The sequence below is a fragment of the Pseudomonadota bacterium genome, assembly GCA_039193195.1.
Classification (GTDB): domain Bacteria; phylum Pseudomonadota; class Gammaproteobacteria; order Steroidobacterales; family JBCBZW01; genus JBCBZW01.
This window is the reverse complement of the sequence record JBCCWS010000030.1, coordinates 1-17,990: the sequence shown is the minus strand read 5'-3', so window position 1 is coordinate 17,990 and position 17,990 is coordinate 1. Positions and strand designations below refer to the sequence as shown.

Sequence of the window (17,990 nt, the reverse complement as noted above, 5' to 3'; positions counted from 1 at the left end):
GGTTGGCGACCTAAAGGGACTTCCTCATCCTAATGATAGTGTTCGGTTCGCCGTTGGCGCCGGGTTGATTCCAGCGCTCCACCTCGCGAAAGCCTCGCGCCCTGTAGAGAGGCTCTCCCGAGATGGTGGCGCCGAGTTCGATGGCGCGAAATCCCGCCTCGCGAGCGGCCTGCTCGCCGAGATCGATGAGCAAGGTGCCGATGCCGCGTCGGGTCCAGTCCGGGTGCGTGTACATAGCGCGAATGCGGGCAGGTTCGGTGCGCGGATCGCTTAAGGAGTCGTCACGTCCCACCGTGTGGTTGCCGCCGAAGAGCGTGCGCCGCTTGCCCCAACCGCCACAACCCACCATCACGGCGGCCCTATCTATCTCGCATTCGATGACAAAGTAGGTGCCGTCTTCGATCAGCGTCTGGTCGACACCCATGGTTTCCTTAGCTGCTTCGATCTCGGCGACAGAGAGATATGCGCGCATGTTTCCCTCGATCGCCGCGAGCATGAGCGCTTTGATCGCGGGGATGTCGGCATTGGTGGCGATGCGGTGAGTAAACATGAGGACGATGGTAGCGCGCCGTGTGCCCGGACGTACTGCCGGAACGCAGGGCGTCCCGCCGTTGCGGAACGGCCCTACCTGGGCGAGGGCACCACCACGGTGGTCGCCGGTTCGCCCAGACCAACTGACGTCTCTCTGCTATCGATGAAGGTCACTTCCAGCTCGGGCACATCGCATGTGCACGGACGTATAGGTGCCGAAGTTGGTGTCGCGCCCCTTGGCGTTCTCGATCCCGTGCCCTCGTGCAGCGCCACGCTGGCCCCCCACAGGGCCGCGCCCTCCACCTGTGCCCGGCCACCGTCTGGGCTCACGACCAGACCGGCATCGGTTGCCAGCGTGAACTTCTGCAGCTTCACCTCTGCGCTGTCGCGCACTACCTTCACCCGCGCAACGCACGCGATCCAGTCGCGAGAGTCATGGACGGTGCAGGCGTGCTTCGACTCATCGTTGACGGTGCAACGCTGCAGCGCCAAGGCCGCGCTAGTGGGCCGCTTGGTAAACAAGGTAACGCTCAGTCTGCGTAGGGGCAGCGTCAGCAAGGCGCGTCGCGCAGCCAATGGCATCGACACGCCACAAGCAAGCGGCAACATCTGCTCGTAGCGAGGGTGCCCGGATTGCCCGCTTGTCTAGACAGGGACAGCCCGATGAAGACGATCACTGTTCGCCACAGCCGCGCGGAGGACGTCGACGCGGTCGCCGCGATCTACGACGCTCAGCCTACGCCAACACGCTCCAGCTGCCGTACGTCTCCCGCAAGGACTAGCAGGCTCGATGGGAGCGGATGCGGCCACCAGGAGCGTACAGCTTAGTGGCGCAGTGCGAGGGAGAGGTGGTCGGACAGATCTCGCTCCTGACCCAGGAGCAGCCGCGGCGGCGCCATGCGGGCACCTTCGGCATCGGCGTGCTGGCGGCATATCAGGGCCAGGGCGTTGGCAGCGCCCTGCTCGGCGCCGCCATCGAGATGGCGGACAACTGGCTGGCCCTACGGCGCCTGGAAGCCGAAGTGTACGTGGACAACGAGCCCGCCTTGTACCTCTACCGTAAGCATGGCTTCGAGGTGGAAGGCACGGCGCGGGCGTACGCATTTCGCGACGGCGCCTACGTCGACGCCCACTTTATCGCCCGGCTGACGCCCCAGCCTTAGGGTGACTCGGTCAGGGTGGCTGGCGCCGGTCGGCGCTGCTCGGTGATCAGCCGTTCGAGCTTATCGATCGCGGCCGGGGCCGACGCGGCAAAGCCGTCCGCGTCCACCAGGTCCATCACGTCCGGCTCCTCGCTCACGATATGACCGCTGACGATGATATGGCCGTAGGGACGCGCCACGCGCAACGCGATCACCAGCTTTGCAAGGGCCACCAGCTGCCCCGGCCGACTCACCGAGACGCCGATGATCACGTGATCGCTGCGCTCGAGCCCCCGCACCAACTCCTCTTGAGTGTCAGGGAACAGGAGCTGAATGTCCCAGCCCCGAGCGCGGAATAGGTCGGCAGCGATCGACACGCCGAGCGTGTGCTGATCGCCGGGCATGGTGGAGAACAGGGCGTGGCGACGCACATCGAAGGGCTGCGGCGCGAAGTGAAGGCGCAGGCCACGCATGATCACGTAGACACGCCCCGCGGCGACCGTCATCTGCCAGAAGGAGATCTCGTCCGCTTCCCAGCGCTCGCCCAGGCGTCGGGCCGCCTCGCCGAGGTAGCCCAGGTACAGGGCATCCATCGACGCGCCATCGGCTTGTGCCTCGCTGATCATGTGAGTGCCGGCGAGATCATCATCGCCCACCAAGGCGTCGCAGAACCGGTCGAGTAACACGAGATCGGGTGACCCCGGCGGCAGCGACTCTGCGCGCAAGCGGCGCGAGAGCTGGGCGAGCACCTCACTGGCCACCGAGCGCAGCGCATCCGGGTCGAGCTTGCGTCGCTGCGAATGGTGGACGTCGAGCGCCCGTTCGAGCGCGTCTCGATCCAGGGCAGTGGTAGCGCCGCTTGTGTCCATGAGGGTTCTCGTGTGGCCGAGGCCTTCGCCGGGAAGCCGCCGGCGGCGGGCATCGGGGTGATGGCATTGCGCCCACCACAAGGATTGCCGCTATGATCATCGCGAATTACGTGAAGCCGGTCAATCGATTCCGGTCACCATCGGGCCCGTTGGCCAGCGCCGCTGGGCCAATGGCGGTCACGCGGACCCGCTAGGGCCCCTAGGACACGGGGCCTGTATCGGTGCTACTGCTTGCGACGCCTACGTTTTTTCCTCTGCTCGCGCTGCTCAGCAATCGCCGCCTCGACCCACTCGACGCCCTCCTCGTCGACAGCGAAGAGCGCGTCCGGGCGGCAACGCGTGGTGCCCTCCAGCAGGCCACCGCGGGTGAATTCTCCGTGCCCGTTGAGGGCTCTAGGGCCTAGACCGGAGTTCGGCGGCGGCGCGGCACGCAGCAGGTCCGTGCGCGGTTCGAAGGCGCCGTTCTCCTGCTCCGTGACGATAATGCTGTCGCTGCGCAGGCCCGGGCAGGCTCGCTTGAGGGTGAGCAGATACGGCCCCGAGCGGGTGCGGACCAAGATGAGATCGCGGCTCAGGGGAGTGAAACTCTCGATGTCACGCCAGCGAACCGAGTCCGCCGCCTGCGCGCCCTCGGGCAGGAAGATCCCGGTGTCGAGCTGCGCGCTAAGGGAGGCGGGGGCGGCCAACAAGCATAGCCACCAAGCGCGTCGAAGTCGGTGGAGAAGTCCTGTGCGCATCGTGGGACGGCTCATCGCGTCAGCCCTCAAAAGACCCGAGCCCCACCCTAGCAGCCTCAGAACCAGAAGCGGAAACCGCCCACCAGTCTCCAGCCGGCAGGGTCAGCATCGTCTTGGCCTCCACCAGCTCGTGCCCACACTGCGCCGATATAGGGGGCGAACTCGCGGCGCACTTCGTAACGCAAGCGAACACCGGCTTCCACATCGTTAGGCCCATCGTCCACGCGCCGCGACGCGTCCTCGGTCAGGGCCACGTTCAGCTCCACCCGTGGCTGCAGCAACAAGCGCTGGGTCAACCGCAGTTCGTACTCCGCCTCCAGCCGGGCGCTCAGATCGCCACGATCGCTGAGAAATAGGGCCGCATCCAGCTCGAACCAATAGGGCGCCACGCCCTGCACGCCCAGGGTGGCGTAGGTGCGCAAGGGCGTTGGCTCGAGGTCCATGCGTAGCCCCATCTGCACGTCCCAAAACGGGGCTACCGCCCGGCTGTAGAGCGACTGCAGCTCCACCTCTTCGAAAGCACCTTCGCCGTGGGCGTAGTCGCCCTCGCTCTTCCACCACCACTTGCGCAGATCGCCGCCGTACCAGCCCTGGGCCTCCCAGACCGTATTGTCATCGCCGTCGCGCAGCTGTGTCTCGAGGCGCTCGCCCAAGACCAGGCCCACCAATTGGTTGCCGTGGCTGGCGTAGAGGGCCTCGCGGGCCGTTGCCATGCGTGCGTCGTGGTCGTGATCAGCTGCGAATGAGGTCTCGGCGGCAAGGCAAATCGCGCTCGGCAACCACAAGGCGCCCGCGCAAGCGAGCGCTGCGCCTATCGATCTCATACGGTGTCGCGCACGGAGACGATGCGCATCATGCCAGCGTGCATGTGGTAGAGCAGATGGCAGTGGAAGACCCACTCGCCTGGCTCGTCCGCGGTGATGTCGACGGCCATCTTCTCGCCCGGCTTCACGACCACCGTGTGTTTGCGGGGACGGTGGGCTGGCGGGGCCTCGGTAACCAGTTCGAAGAACATGCCGTGCAGGTGGATCGGGTGCGGCATCATGGTGTCGTTGACCAGGCCTAGGCGCAGACGCTCGCCGTAGCGGAACACGATGGGCTCGCGGACCTCGGCGAAGCGTCGGCCGTCGAAGGACCACATGTAGCGTTCCATGTTGCTCGTGAGGTGCAGCTCCATCTCGCGCTCGGGCGGACGAGGATCGGGCACGCGCTGCAGGCTCTTGAGGTCCGTGTAGACGAGGACGCGATGGCCGACGTCCTCGAGGCCGGCGGGCGGCTCGTGGAGGCGGTTGACGGGGTTCATCGCCAGGCTGACGACGCCGGGGCCCTTGGGGTGGTCGTGGCGTTGGGGGGCTTCTAGCGATGCGGCCATCGCGGCGCTGTCCAGGGCTTCGCTGCCCTTCGTGCCATGGTGCATCTTGCTGTGATCCATGGCGCCGTGCTGCATCGCGGCGTGAGCCATCTTCTCGTGCCCCACCGCACTGTGGGCCAGCTTGCCGCTGGTATCCATGGCGCCGTGGCCCCTGTCGGCGTGGTCCATCGCCATGTCCTTCATCGTCAGCGTGGGGCGTGGCCGCAGGGGCGGCACGGGGGCCGTCATGCCCATGCGCGGGGCGAGCGTCGCGCGCGCAAAACCGCTGCGATCGTTGGTCTCGGCCACCAGCGTGTAGGCCCTATCCTGCGTCGGCTGCACGAGCACATCGAAGGTCTCGGCGGTGCCGATTTGCAGTTCACCGACCTCGATAGGCTGCACGTCCTGACCATCCGCCTGCACCACGTTCAGCGGCAAGCCTGGGATGCGCACGTTGAAGATGGTCATCGCCGACGCGTTGATCAGGCGCAGGCGCACGCGTTCGCCCAGGGCGAAGAGACCGGTCCAGTTCTCGCCCGGCGAGTGGCCGTTGATCAGGTAGGTGTAGGTGGCGGCGGTGACGTCTGCGATATCCGTGGGGTTCATGCGCATGGCGCCCCACATGGTGCGATTGGCGAAGGCGCGATCGAAGCCCCGCTTCGCGGCCTCGGCGATGAAGTCGCCCACCGTGCGTTGCTGAAAGTTGTAGTTATCACTCATCTTTTTCAGCTTGGCGAAGATGCGATGGGGGTGTTCGAAGCTCCAGTCGGACAGGACGATCACCAGTTCGCGGTCGTAGGCCACGGCGTCGCCGTTGCGCGGCTCGATGACGATCGGGCCGTAGTGACCCTGCTGCTCCTGTAGGCCCGAGTGGCTGTGGTACCAGTAGGTGCCCGCCTGGCGTAAGGGAAAGCGATAGGTGAAGGTCTCCCCCGGGTCGATGCCGGGGAAGGACACGCCGGGCACGCCGTCCATCCGGTAGGGCAGCAGCAAGCCATGCCAGTGGATGGAGGTGGGCTCGTCAAGGGCGTTGGTGACGCGCAGGGTCACCTGCTCGCCCTCGCGCCAGCGAAGGAGCGGCGCGGGCAGCTGGCCGTTGACGAGCACCGTATGGCCGCGGCGGCCGTCGATGCGCGTGTGACCCGAGGTGACGCGCAGGTCGAACTCGGTGCCCGCGAGCACGCGCAGGCCGCGCAGATCCGTGCCGTGTCCGCTGCGAGCCCATGCCGGCAGTGCCACCAGGCCGGTGAGCCCTGCCATCCCCTGCAACCATTGCCGCCTGTCCACCCGAACCCCTTGATACCCTATACTGGTAAGGGGTATAAAGTAATCGAAGCAGACCATCAGATTCAAGGACGCATGCACGAGAGCACACCCGCCACGATCAAGCGCCTGAAACGCATCGAGGGTCAGGTGCGGGGCGTTGCACGAATGCTGGAAGAAGAGCGCTACTGCATCGACGTTTTGCAGCAGCTGCAGGCGATCAAGGCCGCCCTCGGCAAGGTGGAGGACGCGGTGCTGAAAGACCACACCTCCACCTGCGTGGCGGCAGCGATCGCTTCAGGCGACGAGGACGAGCAGCAGCGAAAGTTCGCCGAGCTAGTGGAGCTGCTGGGGAAGTACCGCCGCTAGGGGGTCGGCGCTCCGGCCGAGAGCACGCTCCCGGCCAGAGGTCGGTCGATTAGATCTGCGGGCCGGCCGAGAGCACGGCTTCGCTCGCCTCGGACTCAAACTGGGTGAAGTTCTCGACGAACAGGCGCGCTAGGCGACGCGCCTGGGCGTCGTAGGCGTTGCCGTCGGTCCAGGTGTTGCGCGGGATCAGCACCTCGCCCGGTACGCCCTCGCACTGGGTGGGCACTTCGAAGCCGAACACCGAGTCGGTTTGTGTGGGCGCGCTCGACAGCTCGCCCGAGTGGATGCCATCGATGATGGCGCGCGTGTGCTTGATCGACATGCGATGGCCCACGCCGTAGGCGCCCGCCGTCCAGCCCGTATTGACCAGCCAGGTTTCGGCACCGAACTGCTGAATTTTCTCCGCCAGCATCTCCGCGTAGCGCGTTGGGTGCCAGACCAGGAATGGGGCGCCGAAGCATGCCGAGAAGGTGGCGTCCGGCTCCGTCACGCCCATCTCCGTGCCCGCCACCTTGGCCGTGTAGCCACTGATGAAGTGGTACATGGCCTGCTCCGGCGTGAGCTTCGCCACCGGCGGCAGCACGCCGAAGGCGTCGGCCGTGAGCATGACGATGTTCTTCGGGTGGCCGCCGACGCAGGGCAGCTTGGCGTTGGGGATGTGCTCGATCGGGTACGAGCAGCGGGTGTTCTGGGTGATGGAGACGTCGTCGTAGTCCACCCGGCGAGAGAGTTCGTCGTAGCGGGTGTTCTCCAGCACCGCGCCGAAGCGGATGGCGTTGAAGATCTCCGGCTCGTCCTCCGCCGAGAGGTTTATGGCCTTGGCGTAGCAGCCGCCCTCGATGTTGAACACGCCCTGCTCGCTCCAACAGTGCTCGTCGTCGCCGATGAGCTGGCGCTGGGGATCGGCAGAGAGGGTCGTCTTACCGGTGCCTGAAAGGCCGAAGAAGATGGAGACGTCGCCGTCCGTGCCCTCGTTGGCCGAGCAGTGCATGCTGAGCACGCCGCGCTTGGGCATGAGGTAGTGCATGATCGTGAACACGCCCTTCTTCATCTCGCCGGCGTACTCCGTGCCGAGGATGACGAACTCGCGACGGCCGAAGTGCAGGGCCGCGCTGGTCTTTGAGGTCATGCCCGTGGTGTAGCGGTTAGCCGGAAAGGTGCCCGCGTTGAAGATCGTGTAGTCCGGCTCGCCGAAGTCCGCCAGCTCCTGCGCCGTCGGGCGGATCAGCATGTTGTGCATGAACAGGGCGTGGTAGGCGCGGGAGCAGATCACGCGCACCTTGATGCGGTAGCGCGGGTCCCAGCCGGCGAAGCCATCGACCACAAACAGGCGCTTGCGCGTGTTGAGGTAATCCAGCGCTCGCTCGCGGTTGACCATGAAGGAGTGCTCGTCGAGCTCGATGTTAACTGAGCCCCACCAGACCTCGTCCTTCGAGCCCGGCTCAAGCACCACGCGCTTGTCCTTCGGGCTGCGGCCGGTCTTCTCGCCGGAAAGGGCGACCAGGGCCCCCGCCGAGGTGATGGCGCTGCCCGGCTCGTTGCGCAGGGCCTGCTCGTAGAGCACCGCTGGCGCCGCGTTGTGCAGCACGTGATCGACGTGAATCTCGTAGGCCTCGAGGGGGTTGGCGATCATGGTCTTACACCCTTCGCATCAATAAGGGGCTAAAAGGTTACACGTGAAACTACGCAGCGAAAAGTGACGTTGGAGGAAACTCCCAGGAATTCAAGGAACACTAGGTTTCGCAGGGCTTTCGCAAGGCTCCACGGGCAGCGTACTTGCGCAACCGGCTAGGCGCCAAGACCTAGCCGAAGGGGTAAACGCCGATCAGCGCCAGGTGACCCCAAAAGGCGAACCCCGCGTAGCCCGTGAGGCCGACGACCACCAGGAGGATGTCGTTCAAGCCGCTCGCCGGCGCCGTCAGCACCGGCTCGCGCACGGGGCGACGCTTCATCGAGATACGGTCTACCACCGCCCAAGCCAGGAAGGACCCGAACAGGATCAGATCCGGCAAGGCGCTGTTCACCAGGAGGTGGGAGAACGCCCACAGCTTCACTGCCACCAGCTGCGGGTGCTTAAGAGCCGTCTTGATACGCCCCGGGAAGTACGAGGCGAAGAAGCAGATGAACACCGGCAGCATCAGCAGCGCCACCAGGTGGCGCATGAAACCTGGCGCCGCCCAGAGGGGCGCGTTCTCCAGGCGCGAGTGGCCGTAGCCGTCGATGATCAGAAGCAACCCGACTAGCGAGAGGATGCCGTATCCCGCTTTGAAGAGCACCGCATGGCGCGCCACCACGGCGTCGCGCCAGGGCAAGGCGAAGATCGACACCGAGTGCACGCCGAGAAAAAGCACCAGTCCAATCAGCAAGATCGTCATGAGGATTCCGTTTCCTATGGGCCGTAGGGAGGGAACGGAAGCAGTCTAGTCGGCGCAGCGCGCACCAACCAGCGTGGACAATACTCAGTCCTTCCGATGCATGGCTCGGACGTAGAAGGCGATCGCCACCAGGGAGAACACCGCCGCCACCAGAAAGGGCGAGCCTGGCAGCGACAGCACCGGGTCTGCCCCCGACGACAGGGTGAAGAGGCCGTTGTATAGAAGAGGCGCCAGGATCATCGCGATGCTCGTGAGCGCCGACAGCCCACCCTGCAGCTCGCCCTGAGCGTCCGCCGGCACGCGGGCCGACAGCTGCTGGCGAATCGCCGGGTCCTGCATCGCCGAGAACAGGGACGTGGTGATCATGGCGTACACCACCCACCCCACCGTGGCCAGGCCAATACCCGTGAGCGCCAGGGCTTCCACCAGCAGGGACGCCCACACCGCCAGGGCCAAGCTGATCCGCGGTAGCACCACCTGCAGCACCAGGGCCTGGGCAATGAAGGCGATCATGCCGTAGTAGGCGATGGACCAGCCGATCTGCCCCTCCGTCCAGGCGAACTTCGCCGTCGCCACGTACGACCACACCGTGGGATACACCCACGTGGACAAGGTAGCCAGAAAGAACACGGGCAGCAGCCGCGCCACCCCCGGCATGCGGGTGAGGCTCATGATCGTGCCCACGGTGGTGGCGCGGGCCCAGCTGAAGGGACGGCGCATGGACTCGGGGAGGGACTCACGGACCACGAAGGCGCCGAAGACCGCGTTGGCACCCGCCACCGCCGCGCCCGCGAAGAAGGGGAGGCGCGTGTCGATGTCACCTAAGGCGCCGCCGATGGCCGGGCCGAAGATGAAGCCGGCGCCGAAGGCCGCGCCGATCATGGCGAAGCGTTGGGCGCGCTTGTCCGGCGGGGTCACGTCCGCCACGTAGGCCGCGGTGGTGGAGAAGGTGGATGCGAAGATGCCAGCCACGGCGCGGACCACGATGAACATCCACAGGGCGTTGACCACCGCTAGCAGCAGCATGTCTGCAGCGAAGGCGATGAGGGAGAAGAGGAGGATGGGCCGGCGGCCGTAACGGTCTGACAGGGCCCCTACGATGGGGGAGAAGACGAACTGCATCAGGGCGTAGCTCACCAGGGCGACGCCGCCCCAGAAAGCCGCGTCGGAGATGTCGCCGCCGGAGAGCTCCTCCAGGAGCGCCGGCATGACGGGGGTGGTGAGGCCCATGCCCATGGAGTTGATGAAGGCGGTGGCGAGGAGGAAGACGATGGCGCCTTGTTGGGGGGCCGCCTGGGAGCCAGGCGCGGCCTGGTCGCTGGCGTCTGGCTGGCTGGCGTCTTCGGTGGTCACAGGGCGGCGGCTCCGGGGGCGTCTGCGGTGGATTCGAGCGAGCGCGGCCGGTTGGGCGGGCGGAGAGCTCAGCGCGAAGGGCGATCGCGGAGCTTACTAGGAAATGGGCGGCGGGGCGTTCGATGGCGCGCGAGGGGGGCTCCGCTACTCGCAATTGGGGGGTTGAGTCCCGGATTGGAGGGCGCCCGACTCCCCTGCCCGCTCGCTGACTAGAACGCATGGGTTTGGATCGCCGCGGGCGGCTGCGTTGGGGGTTATATCGCGCCCGCGACAATTTCACGGGGGCTTTGCGGTGGGGCAGCAGCTGATAACAGCTTTACTTCCCTGGGCTTGCGCTCGACACCTAGCCTACACTCTTTGCTGGTTATACTGCGTGGGCAATTGCTGCGCACGCTACACTTTCCCAAGGCCTTTGGATGGCGAGCGACCTACGGAGTCAGTTACTTATGCGGATTAATCGCTTCCATTTGTCGCTGGTTACATCGCCTGGGAAATTGCTGCGGCGTCGATAGAATCAGCTGTTAAACGGCTTGATACGCGTGCCTCTCGATGACCTAGAGACAGCATGGGCGTCCTATGAAGCCGCCGAGCTTGACCGAATCAGGAACGTCACTTTGACCCGGCTTGAGGCCTTGATAGCGGCTCTTAAGCAACTCCCCGAGTCGCAAAGGTTCGAGTGGGCGAAGGACATTGCCGAGAGAAGTGTTGATGGCGAGCTTCAGACGCCGGTAAGGATGCCTCTTTTTCGGGAGGTTCTTTTCCCGGCGCTGGTATCTGGGATTCAGGCAAAGGAACCGGGCTGTGCTCGCTGGCTGGCTGGCTTCTCTCAACTCTTCTACAAGCACAAGGATGGGCAGCCAAGCCTCAGGGCCGAGCATCGATCTGAGATCGGCTTATTGAAGGAAGCCCTTTCGCTCGACCCCGAAGATAGACTGGCGGCTTCGCGGCTCCTCAAGGCGATCGCCTGGCAGCTCGAATACGCGATTCATGAGATTCCAGCCGGCGTACTCGTGAGCTATGGTCTCTCAGCCATCGACGGGTGCGCCGAATTGATGCTCCAACTCGGGGAGTTCGAGCAGCTCGCTGTCAGGTGCGATCAAACATCCAGTTACCAGGATCTAATCGACGAGTGTCGGCTGCATTTTCGCGAGTACGCGAAGTACGCGTCCGGAAAAACTGGATTTGGTAGCTATGCAGAGTATCTTGAGAGCATCGGGTTCGCCGGATGACATCGAGTACCCCTAACGAAGTACGGACAGTCAACCTGACGCAGGCGCCGTTTAACAAATGCCTGCAGCTGTCGCTTGACCCGGGCACCACTCCGGCTACCGCCGGAGCGGCACCCGCCTCAAGCGCATCTGAGGCGAAGCGTTACACAGCTCGGAGTGGGTCCTCTGTTCGGTGGGCATTAGAGTCTCCCGCAAACTGCTCGGGTAGAGCTACGGGAGGGTGACACGGCTCAGCTGATGACCGCGCCAACGTGATAGCGTGGAGGCCTGAACCATCGGATAGAGGATAGAGCGGTGAGTCGAAAGGATGTGCTCGGGTTCCGTGTCCCGCGGGCGTTATCAATAATGCTCTTTGCCTACCTTGTGTTTCTTCTGGTGTTCGGTCTGATGGTTGCACTGTTCTTGCCTCAGATGACCGCGACCTTCGACCGCAGTTTGTTGCCAGGCTTCACGGCCTCATTTGTTGCATCGTTCTTCGAAGACTTCCTGTTCTTTGGCGTCTTGGGTGTCTTGTCGCTATACCTAGCCATGCGCAATCCGGAGGACGAAGAATTCACGGTGCGGCTGAAGTCCGTCGCAAACGGGAAGGCTGTAAACGATCGCGTAGGGGAATACTTCGTCGGCGCGTGCAGAGAGTTACTTGCGTACAACAGCGATCTGAAACTCGTCGTTACGGTAAAGCGCATGAGTGAGTCTCCTCGTGCCCTTGAGCTTCATGTGAGATTCGAAACGACAATTCGCAACATGTGCAAGGACGTTCGATACCAGCCAATCAAGGCCCAGGCCCTCGTGGAATCGGATGCATGCGTAGGCGATACGTGGGGGAGCGTTTCCTACCTAACCGTGTCCGGCGGGGAGGAAGATCACGAAGTGGTCCTTGGGGATCCGATCTCGATCGATAAGGCAGGGTTCCGACGGGAGATTCCATACGAGGTGCCCGAAGATGGGGAAGTTAAGTACCGATTACACTACTCGATCTGGAGCAAGCTGGACGAGGATATCGAGAACCTCAGCAATTGGTTCTTCACGTGTGTGTCCCGCTATACCGATCGAGTGAGTCTGGAGGTGAGTAACGAACTAGATCAGGATGTTGCGGTCGAAATAAGGTATCCCAAGCAGCCAAGAGGGTCAGATGAAACGGACACCAAGTTGGTGATCAAGAGTGAGTCGACAAAACGACCCATCCCTGAGATTCAACTGAATCCGACAGATCGTGTATACATGTTCTTTCGCGTTAGCGACTAGCAAGTGGGAGATTGAGTCGATGAGCTATTTTAACGCCAATGGTTCCCAGTTCTCTTGTGCTTCCAACACTAGGCTGACCGTATTGGTTGGTGGAGGCGGCGGAGGCGAAGGCGGCGGCTCCCGAGTGATCGGCGGTGGTGGCGGTGGTGGCGGTTGATCGGAGTCTCTATGCCAACGCGCCTAGATCCGTGTTTGACTGATCGGCAAGCTTGAGCTTCCGAAGTCAGGGGCTTTGCTGCACTGTGCGGTCTACTGTGGGTCCCGCCGCGGAGCTGTGTAACCAGGCGCAGCAGTTGTCACTTGACCCTGCTGCCACTCCGGCTACCGCCGGAGTGGCAGCAGCCTCAAGCGCATCTGTGCTTCGGCGTTAGGCGGCACAGGAGCACGGCGAGGTGAGGTACCAGCGATTCCCAGGCAATGCCCCTGGAGATTTCTACACGACGGGTGAGTGTCTCGCATGCGCCTTGCCGGAATCAGAGTGTCCCGACTGCCTTGCGCCATTGGATGGGGAGAACTGCCACACCTTCTTCCTGAAGCAACCGGAAAGCGCGGCGGAGATCGAGCGTGCTTGTCGCGCTGCAAAGGTCTGTTGTGTAAACGCAATTCGATACGGTGGTACTGATCCGGCGATTATCCGGCGCCTTGGTGGCACGTCCCTGTGTTGCGACAAGCCTATTCTTGGCGGCCCGGACTCTGCCGTTGATGGGCAGTGAGCTGGGAATGGCAGGGATAGCGCGGGTGACGCCTAACAATTACGGTCGAGTCCGACACTTGACAGCTCTCTCCCTTCGCTACCGCTCCGGTCGGTCGTCGTCAAGTGCGGCTCACCGTAGGTGTTAGGCGTCACGGATGATTTGTCCCGGCTTTTTTGGCGAATTCGTCGCCAATCCCGGGCGCTGCGGTGCACTGATGGCCCGTGTCTCGCGGCGGGGTAGAATGGTCGCCATGAGCGCAACATTCAGTCGCCGCGTCGAGTCCAGACCCGCTGTCCAGAGCGAACAGTCAGGATGTGTTGCGGGAGCACCGCCTAACCATCAGCAGCAGTGGTCACTTGACCCGAGCACCACTCCGGCTGCCGCCGGAGCGGCACTCGCCTCAAGCGCCACTGTGCATAAGCGTTACATGGCGACCATACGCTTTCGGCAGTCGCACTAGCCGCCATACCGAGTGCTCTGATAGTGCCGCAAGCGCTGCGGCGCTGAATCCCCCGCCGCGATCCGACGGGAGTTGGGCAATGCGAAGGCGGTCCAGCCGATGCACGTAGAAAAGCGAGGGGGCCGCTGCGATCTGATATCGTCAGAAAAACAGCAGCTAGGGTTTTGCGGACTGGCCAAGTGACTGCGGTCGAGGTGATGGGCAATGACCGCGGGTCATCGGCCACAAGTTACTCAGCAGTCTGAAGAGCAACGCCCCCGCCGACTGGGCGCACGAGGAAGCGCAAGGGCGTATTCGTGAAACAGACACTGCGCAAACACGGTTATCCGCCCGATCTTAGGAATGCTGCGGTGCGGACAGTGCTGCCGCAAGCGGAGGCCCTATCAGAAAAGCTGCGCGGCGTGAATTGATCACGGTTGCGTGTAGAGAAAGCAAAAGAACACCAAGATCTAATGAGCAAGGCTGCAGCAAATAACGGAGCGGGCATCCATCAGGTCGAGCCGAGAGAGACCGCGGGACGGGATACGATTGCCCGCTATCAAGCCCAGTTCCGAGCAGTGGCCTACGAGTGCCTGTCCATCCTTGCGGGCAACAGCATAGACCGCGTCTATTGCGATTACCACGATGACTTTGTTACCCGCTCCCAGGTAACCGGCGAACCCATCTATCACTTCTATCAGGTCAAGACCAAAGGAAAACGGAATCACCGGTGGGACAAGACGCACGTGTTTGGTCTCTACAAGAGGAAGGCTCCACAACCGGAAAAAATCGCCGGGAGCATGGCCGGGAAGCTATTGCTTCACACCATCCGCTTCAAGAATTGCTGTGGCAGTGTTGTGCTGCTGACCAATGTTCATTTTGACGACGATGTCGAGAACATCGCCGAGAATCTAAAAGGCGCCGACTTTGCGACAAAAGACATTAAGGACCTCATTGCAAACTTCAACGAGGCGCTAGTCAAAGACGAGCCTCTGGATGAAGAGGATATCCAGCGACTGCTGGGCAAGCTCCAACTGGTTCCGGGGGTCACTTATCTAGACCCTGATGATAGTGATTTTCATGCCCTTGCCAGGGAGGCGATCTACACCTACAGCGAGATCGATCTCCAACACACAGAGTGCGAGGAGATCATCCACGACCTTGTTGGTCTGGTAGAAGCGAAATCATTCACCAAGTTGCTTTCGGAGATGTCCGAGGACGAGTTGGACGATTCCGTCGGGATCGGAATCGCAGATCTACTCAAGATTCTTAGCATCTCGAAGGGGGCCTATGATCGCCTCCTACAAGGCGGCGACCCCAAGGCAGTCAAGAACGCCTCCATCATCCAGAGGAAACTATCGGATGCTGATGCCACGCCGGAAATGATCGAGTTTTGCTCAGGTGCCAAAGTGAAGTGGGACATCTGGTACAGGGAAAAGCGTCATTTCCTGCCGGAATACGATCTAAACCTCCTGATGCAAGAGCTCTCTTCCATCAACAACATGCTCGCGAGGAACCAAATCTCCTTCCCCCACGTCGATGAGCAAATCACTAAACTGATGACCGCACTTAAGGGTAAACAGCTCCATGCGTCCCTCTCGAAAGAGTTGCTTCTTGGCGGCGTGCTGGCCGCGCTGGTACGGGGGGAGTCATAGCAATGGACTATGAGACATTCTTCGAGGCGGTGCGCAGCAGGAAGACTGCGCTGAATTACGATGGGCAGGGGGAAGCGAACCCTCCAAGGCTGAGCAACGAAGCATTGTTTCATCTCCCGCTGCTCGCCATAGCCATTCTTGTGCTGGCGAAAGATAGACGGAAACCGCCAATCGATGAGATCGGTCAACTTGTCGGGGAATGCTTGGAACGGTCTTTCCCGGGATTCAAAGGGTCCTCACAGCATCTCGGTTGGTCTGCGAATTTGAGGATGCGAACGGTCCGCGCTCTTACCTTTCTGGAAACGGCACAGCTCGTTAGTGTAGATCAGAGCAAACGGCGGATTGGGATATCCAACGCAGGCAAGGCTGTGATCAATCGCGCGCTCGCGCTTGACTCCGACCTTGCCTACACGCTTAGGCTTATTGAAAGGCACTACAGAAACATTAGTTCTGAGAAACAAATTTCGTTAGGGCTTTGATGGTGTTGCTCAGCGTTAAGATTAAGCCGGCAGGCGAGCAGGGCTGGCAGTCCCCGATGCTCGTTTTTGGTGAGGAGCTCACCCAGCTTTTTGGCCCCAACGGGTGCGGAAAGACTCCGGTTCTTCAGTCGGTGGCGTACGCGCTCGGCTACCCTGTGACCTTCAGAGAAGATATCTACCGGCACTGTGAATCAGTCACACTGAACTTGCGTGCTGGCGATCAGGAATTTTGTCTGGAACGCCGGATTGACCGTGACTTCGACGCTAAGATTATCTTAGAAAGCGAAGCAGAGTCCTTTTTTGACGAGAAGGAGTATAGCCGTGCGTTGTTTGATCTCTTCGCCGTTGAGTGCGAGGTACTGACATCAACCCAGAACGAACCCGTCCGCCCTTACCTTGCGACATTCCTTCCCCTTTTCTACTTGGATCAGGACACCGCGTACACGAACCTTTACAGTCCGCCTGCCTCATTCATCCGTGATCAGTATGCGGAGATGGTCAGACTAGCGCTCGGCATTCCGCCCAAGCACTCGTTTGATAAAAAGAAGATTGCGATCGGCAAAAAACGCCAGCTCGCCGAGCTGGATCGGGCCGTAGTGCGGAAGCAGTCCCTGCTGGAGAACCTCGTCGCCGAGTTGCCATCGCCGCGGCGCTCATTTGCTGAGCTTCAGGCCGATATCGAGCAAATCAAGGAGCGGATTGAAGCGCTTAAAGAAAGCGAGAGTCTCAGTAGCGACGCAGATTCCGCAGTAAGTTCCATGATATACGATCGGCAACGTGTTGCTCGCGAGCTGACGTCGGAGATGCGTGATCTTCGGATGCGTGCGGAAGGCTTCATAACTATCAAGGAAGAGATCGAAACTGAGATTAACACTCTGTCGCTCAACGAGTCGGCGCGCCGCCTGTTCTCCTCATTCGAGGATATCTGCGCAAAGGCAGAGTGCGGTCTATTCCTGACAAGTGCGGAGTCGTACGCCAAGAATCTTCTGTACCTCCGCGATCAGGTCAAAGACTTGGATCGAAATACGCAGCTTCAGAGGGCGCGCGTCACTGAGCTCGAACGTCGACTCTCCGAGGTGAAGGAGGAAATCACAGGTCTGGAACGCAAGCGAGAACTGATTCGCTCCGGAGAGGGTATCGATGGCGTGATTGAGACCATGACGGAGTTGAGCAGGGCGATGTTCGCGCTGCAGAGAGAAGCCGACTCCGTCGAGCAACTTGAAAGCGAGCAGCGCTCTTACGTTGAACTGCTGAACGAACGCGATAAGGTGCAGAACGATCTGGCGTCTATAGGCGGTGCCGGAGGCGCCAGTGACATCAGGTTAATTGAGCTCCGCCGTGATTTGCGTGAACGAATACTGTTCTGGCTCGATACCCTCCATACCAAGAACGTATCCCGTGAGGTCCGTGTAGATAACGACTTCGGAGTTCAGTTTGGCGAAGAGAGGATTCGCCAGTTTAAGGGCAGTACGCTTGTTCGCGTGATCCTGGCAATCCGCGCTGCACTGTTCGAGCTCTACACCCGTGACCCGTCCAACCGTTTCCGCTTCTTCGTCCTCGATACGCCGCGCCAGCAGGACATTGAGGCCGTCGATCTCGGCAACTTCATTACGAGTCTGAAAGATCTCGCCAAGAGAAATGGCGCCCAAGTCATCTTTTCGACCACTGAGTATCACTTCGAATGTGATGCACGGGATCGAGAGTGGGTTCCGCAGTACAACGGTCTGGAACAGAGGATGTTTCTCGGCGTAGGAAAACCGAACGATTAGAGGTATCGTCCTGCGGGAGGGGCTCGCTCAGCCGTCCTGCGTAACGCGGAGCCACGCGGGCTTCTTCCCAGCTGTTGTCTGTCGGGCCGGGCGGTAGCGTAGTCCAAACAAGCAGACTCGTAGTTTCTTTTTGCAGTCTCGTTGCATGAAGTCGATAGGTTGCCGAACAAGACGCATCCTACTCTCTCACCCGTTTGATGCGAATTTGAAGGCGAATAGCTGGCCTGATGAGGATAAGTTCGTGCTCAAGGCAATTCTCCGGAGAGCCCGCCTAATTGCTGAATCTGGTGCCGGCAACGTGCTGCTCTACGCCTTCCTCTACGTTGTGGTCACCGTCCTCTTGGTTGACAGTAAGCGATCGAGCATCGACGTGGTTCCCATCTCAGCAGATCGCTGAACGGCTTATCAGGGGCTAGCGGGGCTGGGCCGGGAGTAGCGCCTCGATCTGCTCCACGGTGGTCGCCGCCGGCAGCTCGGTAAGGATGCGCT

Annotated in this window: 18 protein-coding genes and 1 pseudogene; 10 read left to right on the top strand and 9 right to left on the bottom strand. The window is 61.7% G+C overall.

Translation table 11 applies throughout. From position 1 onward, the window contains the following. Positions 1 to 10 precede the first annotated feature (10 nt). Both AAGA68_19370 and AAGA68_19365 read right to left on the bottom strand, forming a co-directional pair. Positions 11 to 550 (bottom strand): GNAT family N-acetyltransferase, encoded by a 540-nt coding sequence (locus AAGA68_19370; GenBank protein MEM9387230.1) that lies wholly within the window; start codon positions 548 to 550, stop codon positions 11 to 13. A 74-nt stretch (positions 551 to 624) separates the two neighbouring features. Beyond that, positions 625 to 1,113, bottom strand: coding sequence for a molybdopterin cofactor-binding domain-containing protein (locus AAGA68_19365; GenBank protein ID MEM9387229.1), 489 nt, complete (start codon positions 1,111 to 1,113; stop codon positions 625 to 627). Positions 1,114 to 1,194: 81 nt separating this feature from the next. Between AAGA68_19365 and AAGA68_19360 the strand changes: the two are divergent. Then, a pseudogene (locus AAGA68_19360) lies at positions 1,195 to 1,694 on the top strand (GNAT family N-acetyltransferase). Here AAGA68_19360 and AAGA68_19355 read toward each other — a convergent pair. From AAGA68_19355 to AAGA68_19340, 4 genes are all read right to left on the bottom strand, one after another. After that, positions 1,691 to 2,542: a cobalamin-dependent protein gene (locus AAGA68_19355; protein ID MEM9387228.1), complete on the bottom strand. Its 852-nt coding sequence runs from the start codon at positions 2,540 to 2,542 to the stop codon at positions 1,691 to 1,693. The pseudogene AAGA68_19360 and the gene AAGA68_19355 sit on opposite strands and share 4 nt — an antisense overlap. A gap of 224 nt (positions 2,543 to 2,766) precedes the next feature. Then, positions 2,767 to 3,231, bottom strand: coding sequence for a DUF6491 family protein (locus AAGA68_19350; GenBank protein MEM9387227.1), 465 nt, complete (start codon positions 3,229 to 3,231; stop codon positions 2,767 to 2,769). Positions 3,232 to 3,335: 104 nt separating this feature from the next. Next, positions 3,336 to 3,992, bottom strand: coding sequence for a copper resistance protein B (locus tag AAGA68_19345; protein ID MEM9387226.1), 657 nt, complete (start codon positions 3,990 to 3,992; stop codon positions 3,336 to 3,338). A 107-nt stretch (positions 3,993 to 4,099) separates the two neighbouring features. Beyond that, a complete protein-coding gene (locus AAGA68_19340; protein MEM9387225.1) occupies positions 4,100 to 5,974 on the bottom strand; it encodes a copper resistance system multicopper oxidase in 1,875 nt (624 codons plus the stop codon). A gap of 15 nt (positions 5,975 to 5,989) precedes the next feature. Here AAGA68_19340 and AAGA68_19335 point away from each other — a divergent pair, with 15 nt between their 5' ends. Then, positions 5,990 to 6,262: a metal-sensitive transcriptional regulator gene (locus AAGA68_19335; protein ID MEM9387224.1), complete on the top strand. Its 273-nt coding sequence runs from the start codon at positions 5,990 to 5,992 to the stop codon at positions 6,260 to 6,262. A gap of 49 nt (positions 6,263 to 6,311) precedes the next feature. On the opposite strand, the gene pckA is transcribed toward AAGA68_19335, so the two are convergent. The 3 genes from pckA to AAGA68_19320 form a co-directional block, all read right to left on the bottom strand. After that, positions 6,312 to 7,895 (bottom strand): phosphoenolpyruvate carboxykinase (ATP), encoded by a 1,584-nt coding sequence (pckA, locus tag AAGA68_19330; protein MEM9387223.1) that lies wholly within the window; start codon positions 7,893 to 7,895, stop codon positions 6,312 to 6,314. Between the two features lie 169 nt (positions 7,896 to 8,064). Continuing rightward, positions 8,065 to 8,637: an NnrU family protein gene (locus AAGA68_19325; protein ID MEM9387222.1), complete on the bottom strand. Its 573-nt coding sequence runs from the start codon at positions 8,635 to 8,637 to the stop codon at positions 8,065 to 8,067. Positions 8,638 to 8,721: 84 nt separating this feature from the next. Continuing rightward, positions 8,722 to 9,990 carry an MFS transporter gene (locus tag AAGA68_19320; GenBank protein ID MEM9387221.1) on the bottom strand — a complete coding sequence of 423 codons (1,269 nt, stop codon included), beginning with the start codon at positions 9,988 to 9,990 and terminating at the stop codon, positions 8,722 to 8,724. Between the two features lie 539 nt (positions 9,991 to 10,529). Here AAGA68_19320 and AAGA68_19315 point away from each other — a divergent pair. The 8 genes from AAGA68_19315 to AAGA68_19280 all read left to right on the top strand — a co-directional run bounded on the left by AAGA68_19315 (position 10,530) and on the right by AAGA68_19280 (position 17,898). After that, positions 10,530 to 11,219 (top strand): hypothetical protein, encoded by a 690-nt coding sequence (locus AAGA68_19315; protein ID MEM9387220.1) that lies wholly within the window; start codon positions 10,530 to 10,532, stop codon positions 11,217 to 11,219. 294 nt (positions 11,220 to 11,513) lie between these two features. Continuing rightward, positions 11,514 to 12,464 carry a hypothetical protein gene (locus tag AAGA68_19310; protein MEM9387219.1) on the top strand — a complete coding sequence of 317 codons (951 nt, stop codon included), beginning with the start codon at positions 11,514 to 11,516 and terminating at the stop codon, positions 12,462 to 12,464. Positions 12,465 to 12,483: 19 nt separating this feature from the next. Next, on the top strand, positions 12,484 to 12,621 hold the full coding sequence (locus AAGA68_19305; protein MEM9387218.1) for a hypothetical protein: 138 nt from the start codon (positions 12,484 to 12,486) through the stop codon (positions 12,619 to 12,621). A 1,294-nt stretch (positions 12,622 to 13,915) separates the two neighbouring features. Further along, on the top strand, positions 13,916 to 14,029 hold the full coding sequence (locus AAGA68_19300) for a type I restriction enzyme endonuclease domain-containing protein (GenBank protein MEM9387217.1): 114 nt from the start codon (positions 13,916 to 13,918) through the stop codon (positions 14,027 to 14,029). A 42-nt stretch (positions 14,030 to 14,071) separates the two neighbouring features. After that, positions 14,072 to 15,253, top strand: a complete 1,182-nt coding sequence (locus AAGA68_19295; protein ID MEM9387216.1) for a dsDNA nuclease domain-containing protein — start codon at positions 14,072 to 14,074, stop codon at positions 15,251 to 15,253. 2 nt (positions 15,254 to 15,255) lie between these two features. Beyond that, complete coding sequence (locus AAGA68_19290) at positions 15,256 to 15,732, top strand: hypothetical protein (protein MEM9387215.1); 477 nt, start codon at positions 15,256 to 15,258, stop codon at positions 15,730 to 15,732. After that, entirely contained in the window at positions 15,732 to 17,501 is a 1,770-nt protein-coding gene (locus AAGA68_19285) for a hypothetical protein (protein MEM9387214.1), read from the top strand. Before AAGA68_19290 ends, AAGA68_19285 begins: the two co-directional genes overlap by 1 nt. Positions 17,502 to 17,742: 241 nt before the next feature. Further along, the gene (locus AAGA68_19280) at positions 17,743 to 17,898 is read left to right on the top strand and encodes a hypothetical protein (GenBank protein ID MEM9387213.1); all 156 of its coding nucleotides are present in this window, start codon (positions 17,743 to 17,745) and stop codon (positions 17,896 to 17,898) included. Positions 17,899 to 17,990: the final 92 nt, after the last annotated feature.

Bases quoted from the DNA above. Each gene is read 5' to 3' on its own strand.
- AAGA68_19370 (MEM9387230.1), bottom strand. From the start codon at position 550: ATGTTTACTCACCGCATCGCCACCAATGCCGACATCCCCGCGATCAAA.
- AAGA68_19365 (MEM9387229.1), bottom strand. From the start codon at position 1,113: ATGCCATTGGCTGCGCGACGCGCCTTGCTGACGCTGCCCCTACGCAGA.
- AAGA68_19355 (MEM9387228.1), bottom strand. From the start codon at position 2,542: ATGGACACAAGCGGCGCTACCACTGCCCTGGATCGAGACGCGCTCGAA.
- AAGA68_19345 (MEM9387226.1), bottom strand. From the start codon at position 3,992: ATGGCAACGGCCCGCGAGGCCCTCTACGCCAGCCACGGCAACCAATTG.
- AAGA68_19340 (MEM9387225.1), bottom strand. From the start codon at position 5,974: ATGGTCTGCTTCGATTACTTTATACCCCTTACCAGTATAGGGTATCAA.
- AAGA68_19335 (MEM9387224.1), top strand. From the start codon at position 5,990: ATGCACGAGAGCACACCCGCCACGATCAAGCGCCTGAAACGCATCGAG.
- pckA (MEM9387223.1), bottom strand. From the start codon at position 7,895: ATGATCGCCAACCCCCTCGAGGCCTACGAGATTCACGTCGATCACGTG.
- AAGA68_19325 (MEM9387222.1), bottom strand. From the start codon at position 8,637: ATGACGATCTTGCTGATTGGACTGGTGCTTTTTCTCGGCGTGCACTCG.
- AAGA68_19305 (MEM9387218.1), top strand. From the start codon at position 12,484: ATGAGCTATTTTAACGCCAATGGTTCCCAGTTCTCTTGTGCTTCCAAC.
- AAGA68_19295 (MEM9387216.1), top strand. From the start codon at position 14,072: ATGAGCAAGGCTGCAGCAAATAACGGAGCGGGCATCCATCAGGTCGAG.
- AAGA68_19290 (MEM9387215.1), top strand. From the start codon at position 15,256: ATGGACTATGAGACATTCTTCGAGGCGGTGCGCAGCAGGAAGACTGCG.
- AAGA68_19285 (MEM9387214.1), top strand. From the start codon at position 15,732: ATGGTGTTGCTCAGCGTTAAGATTAAGCCGGCAGGCGAGCAGGGCTGG.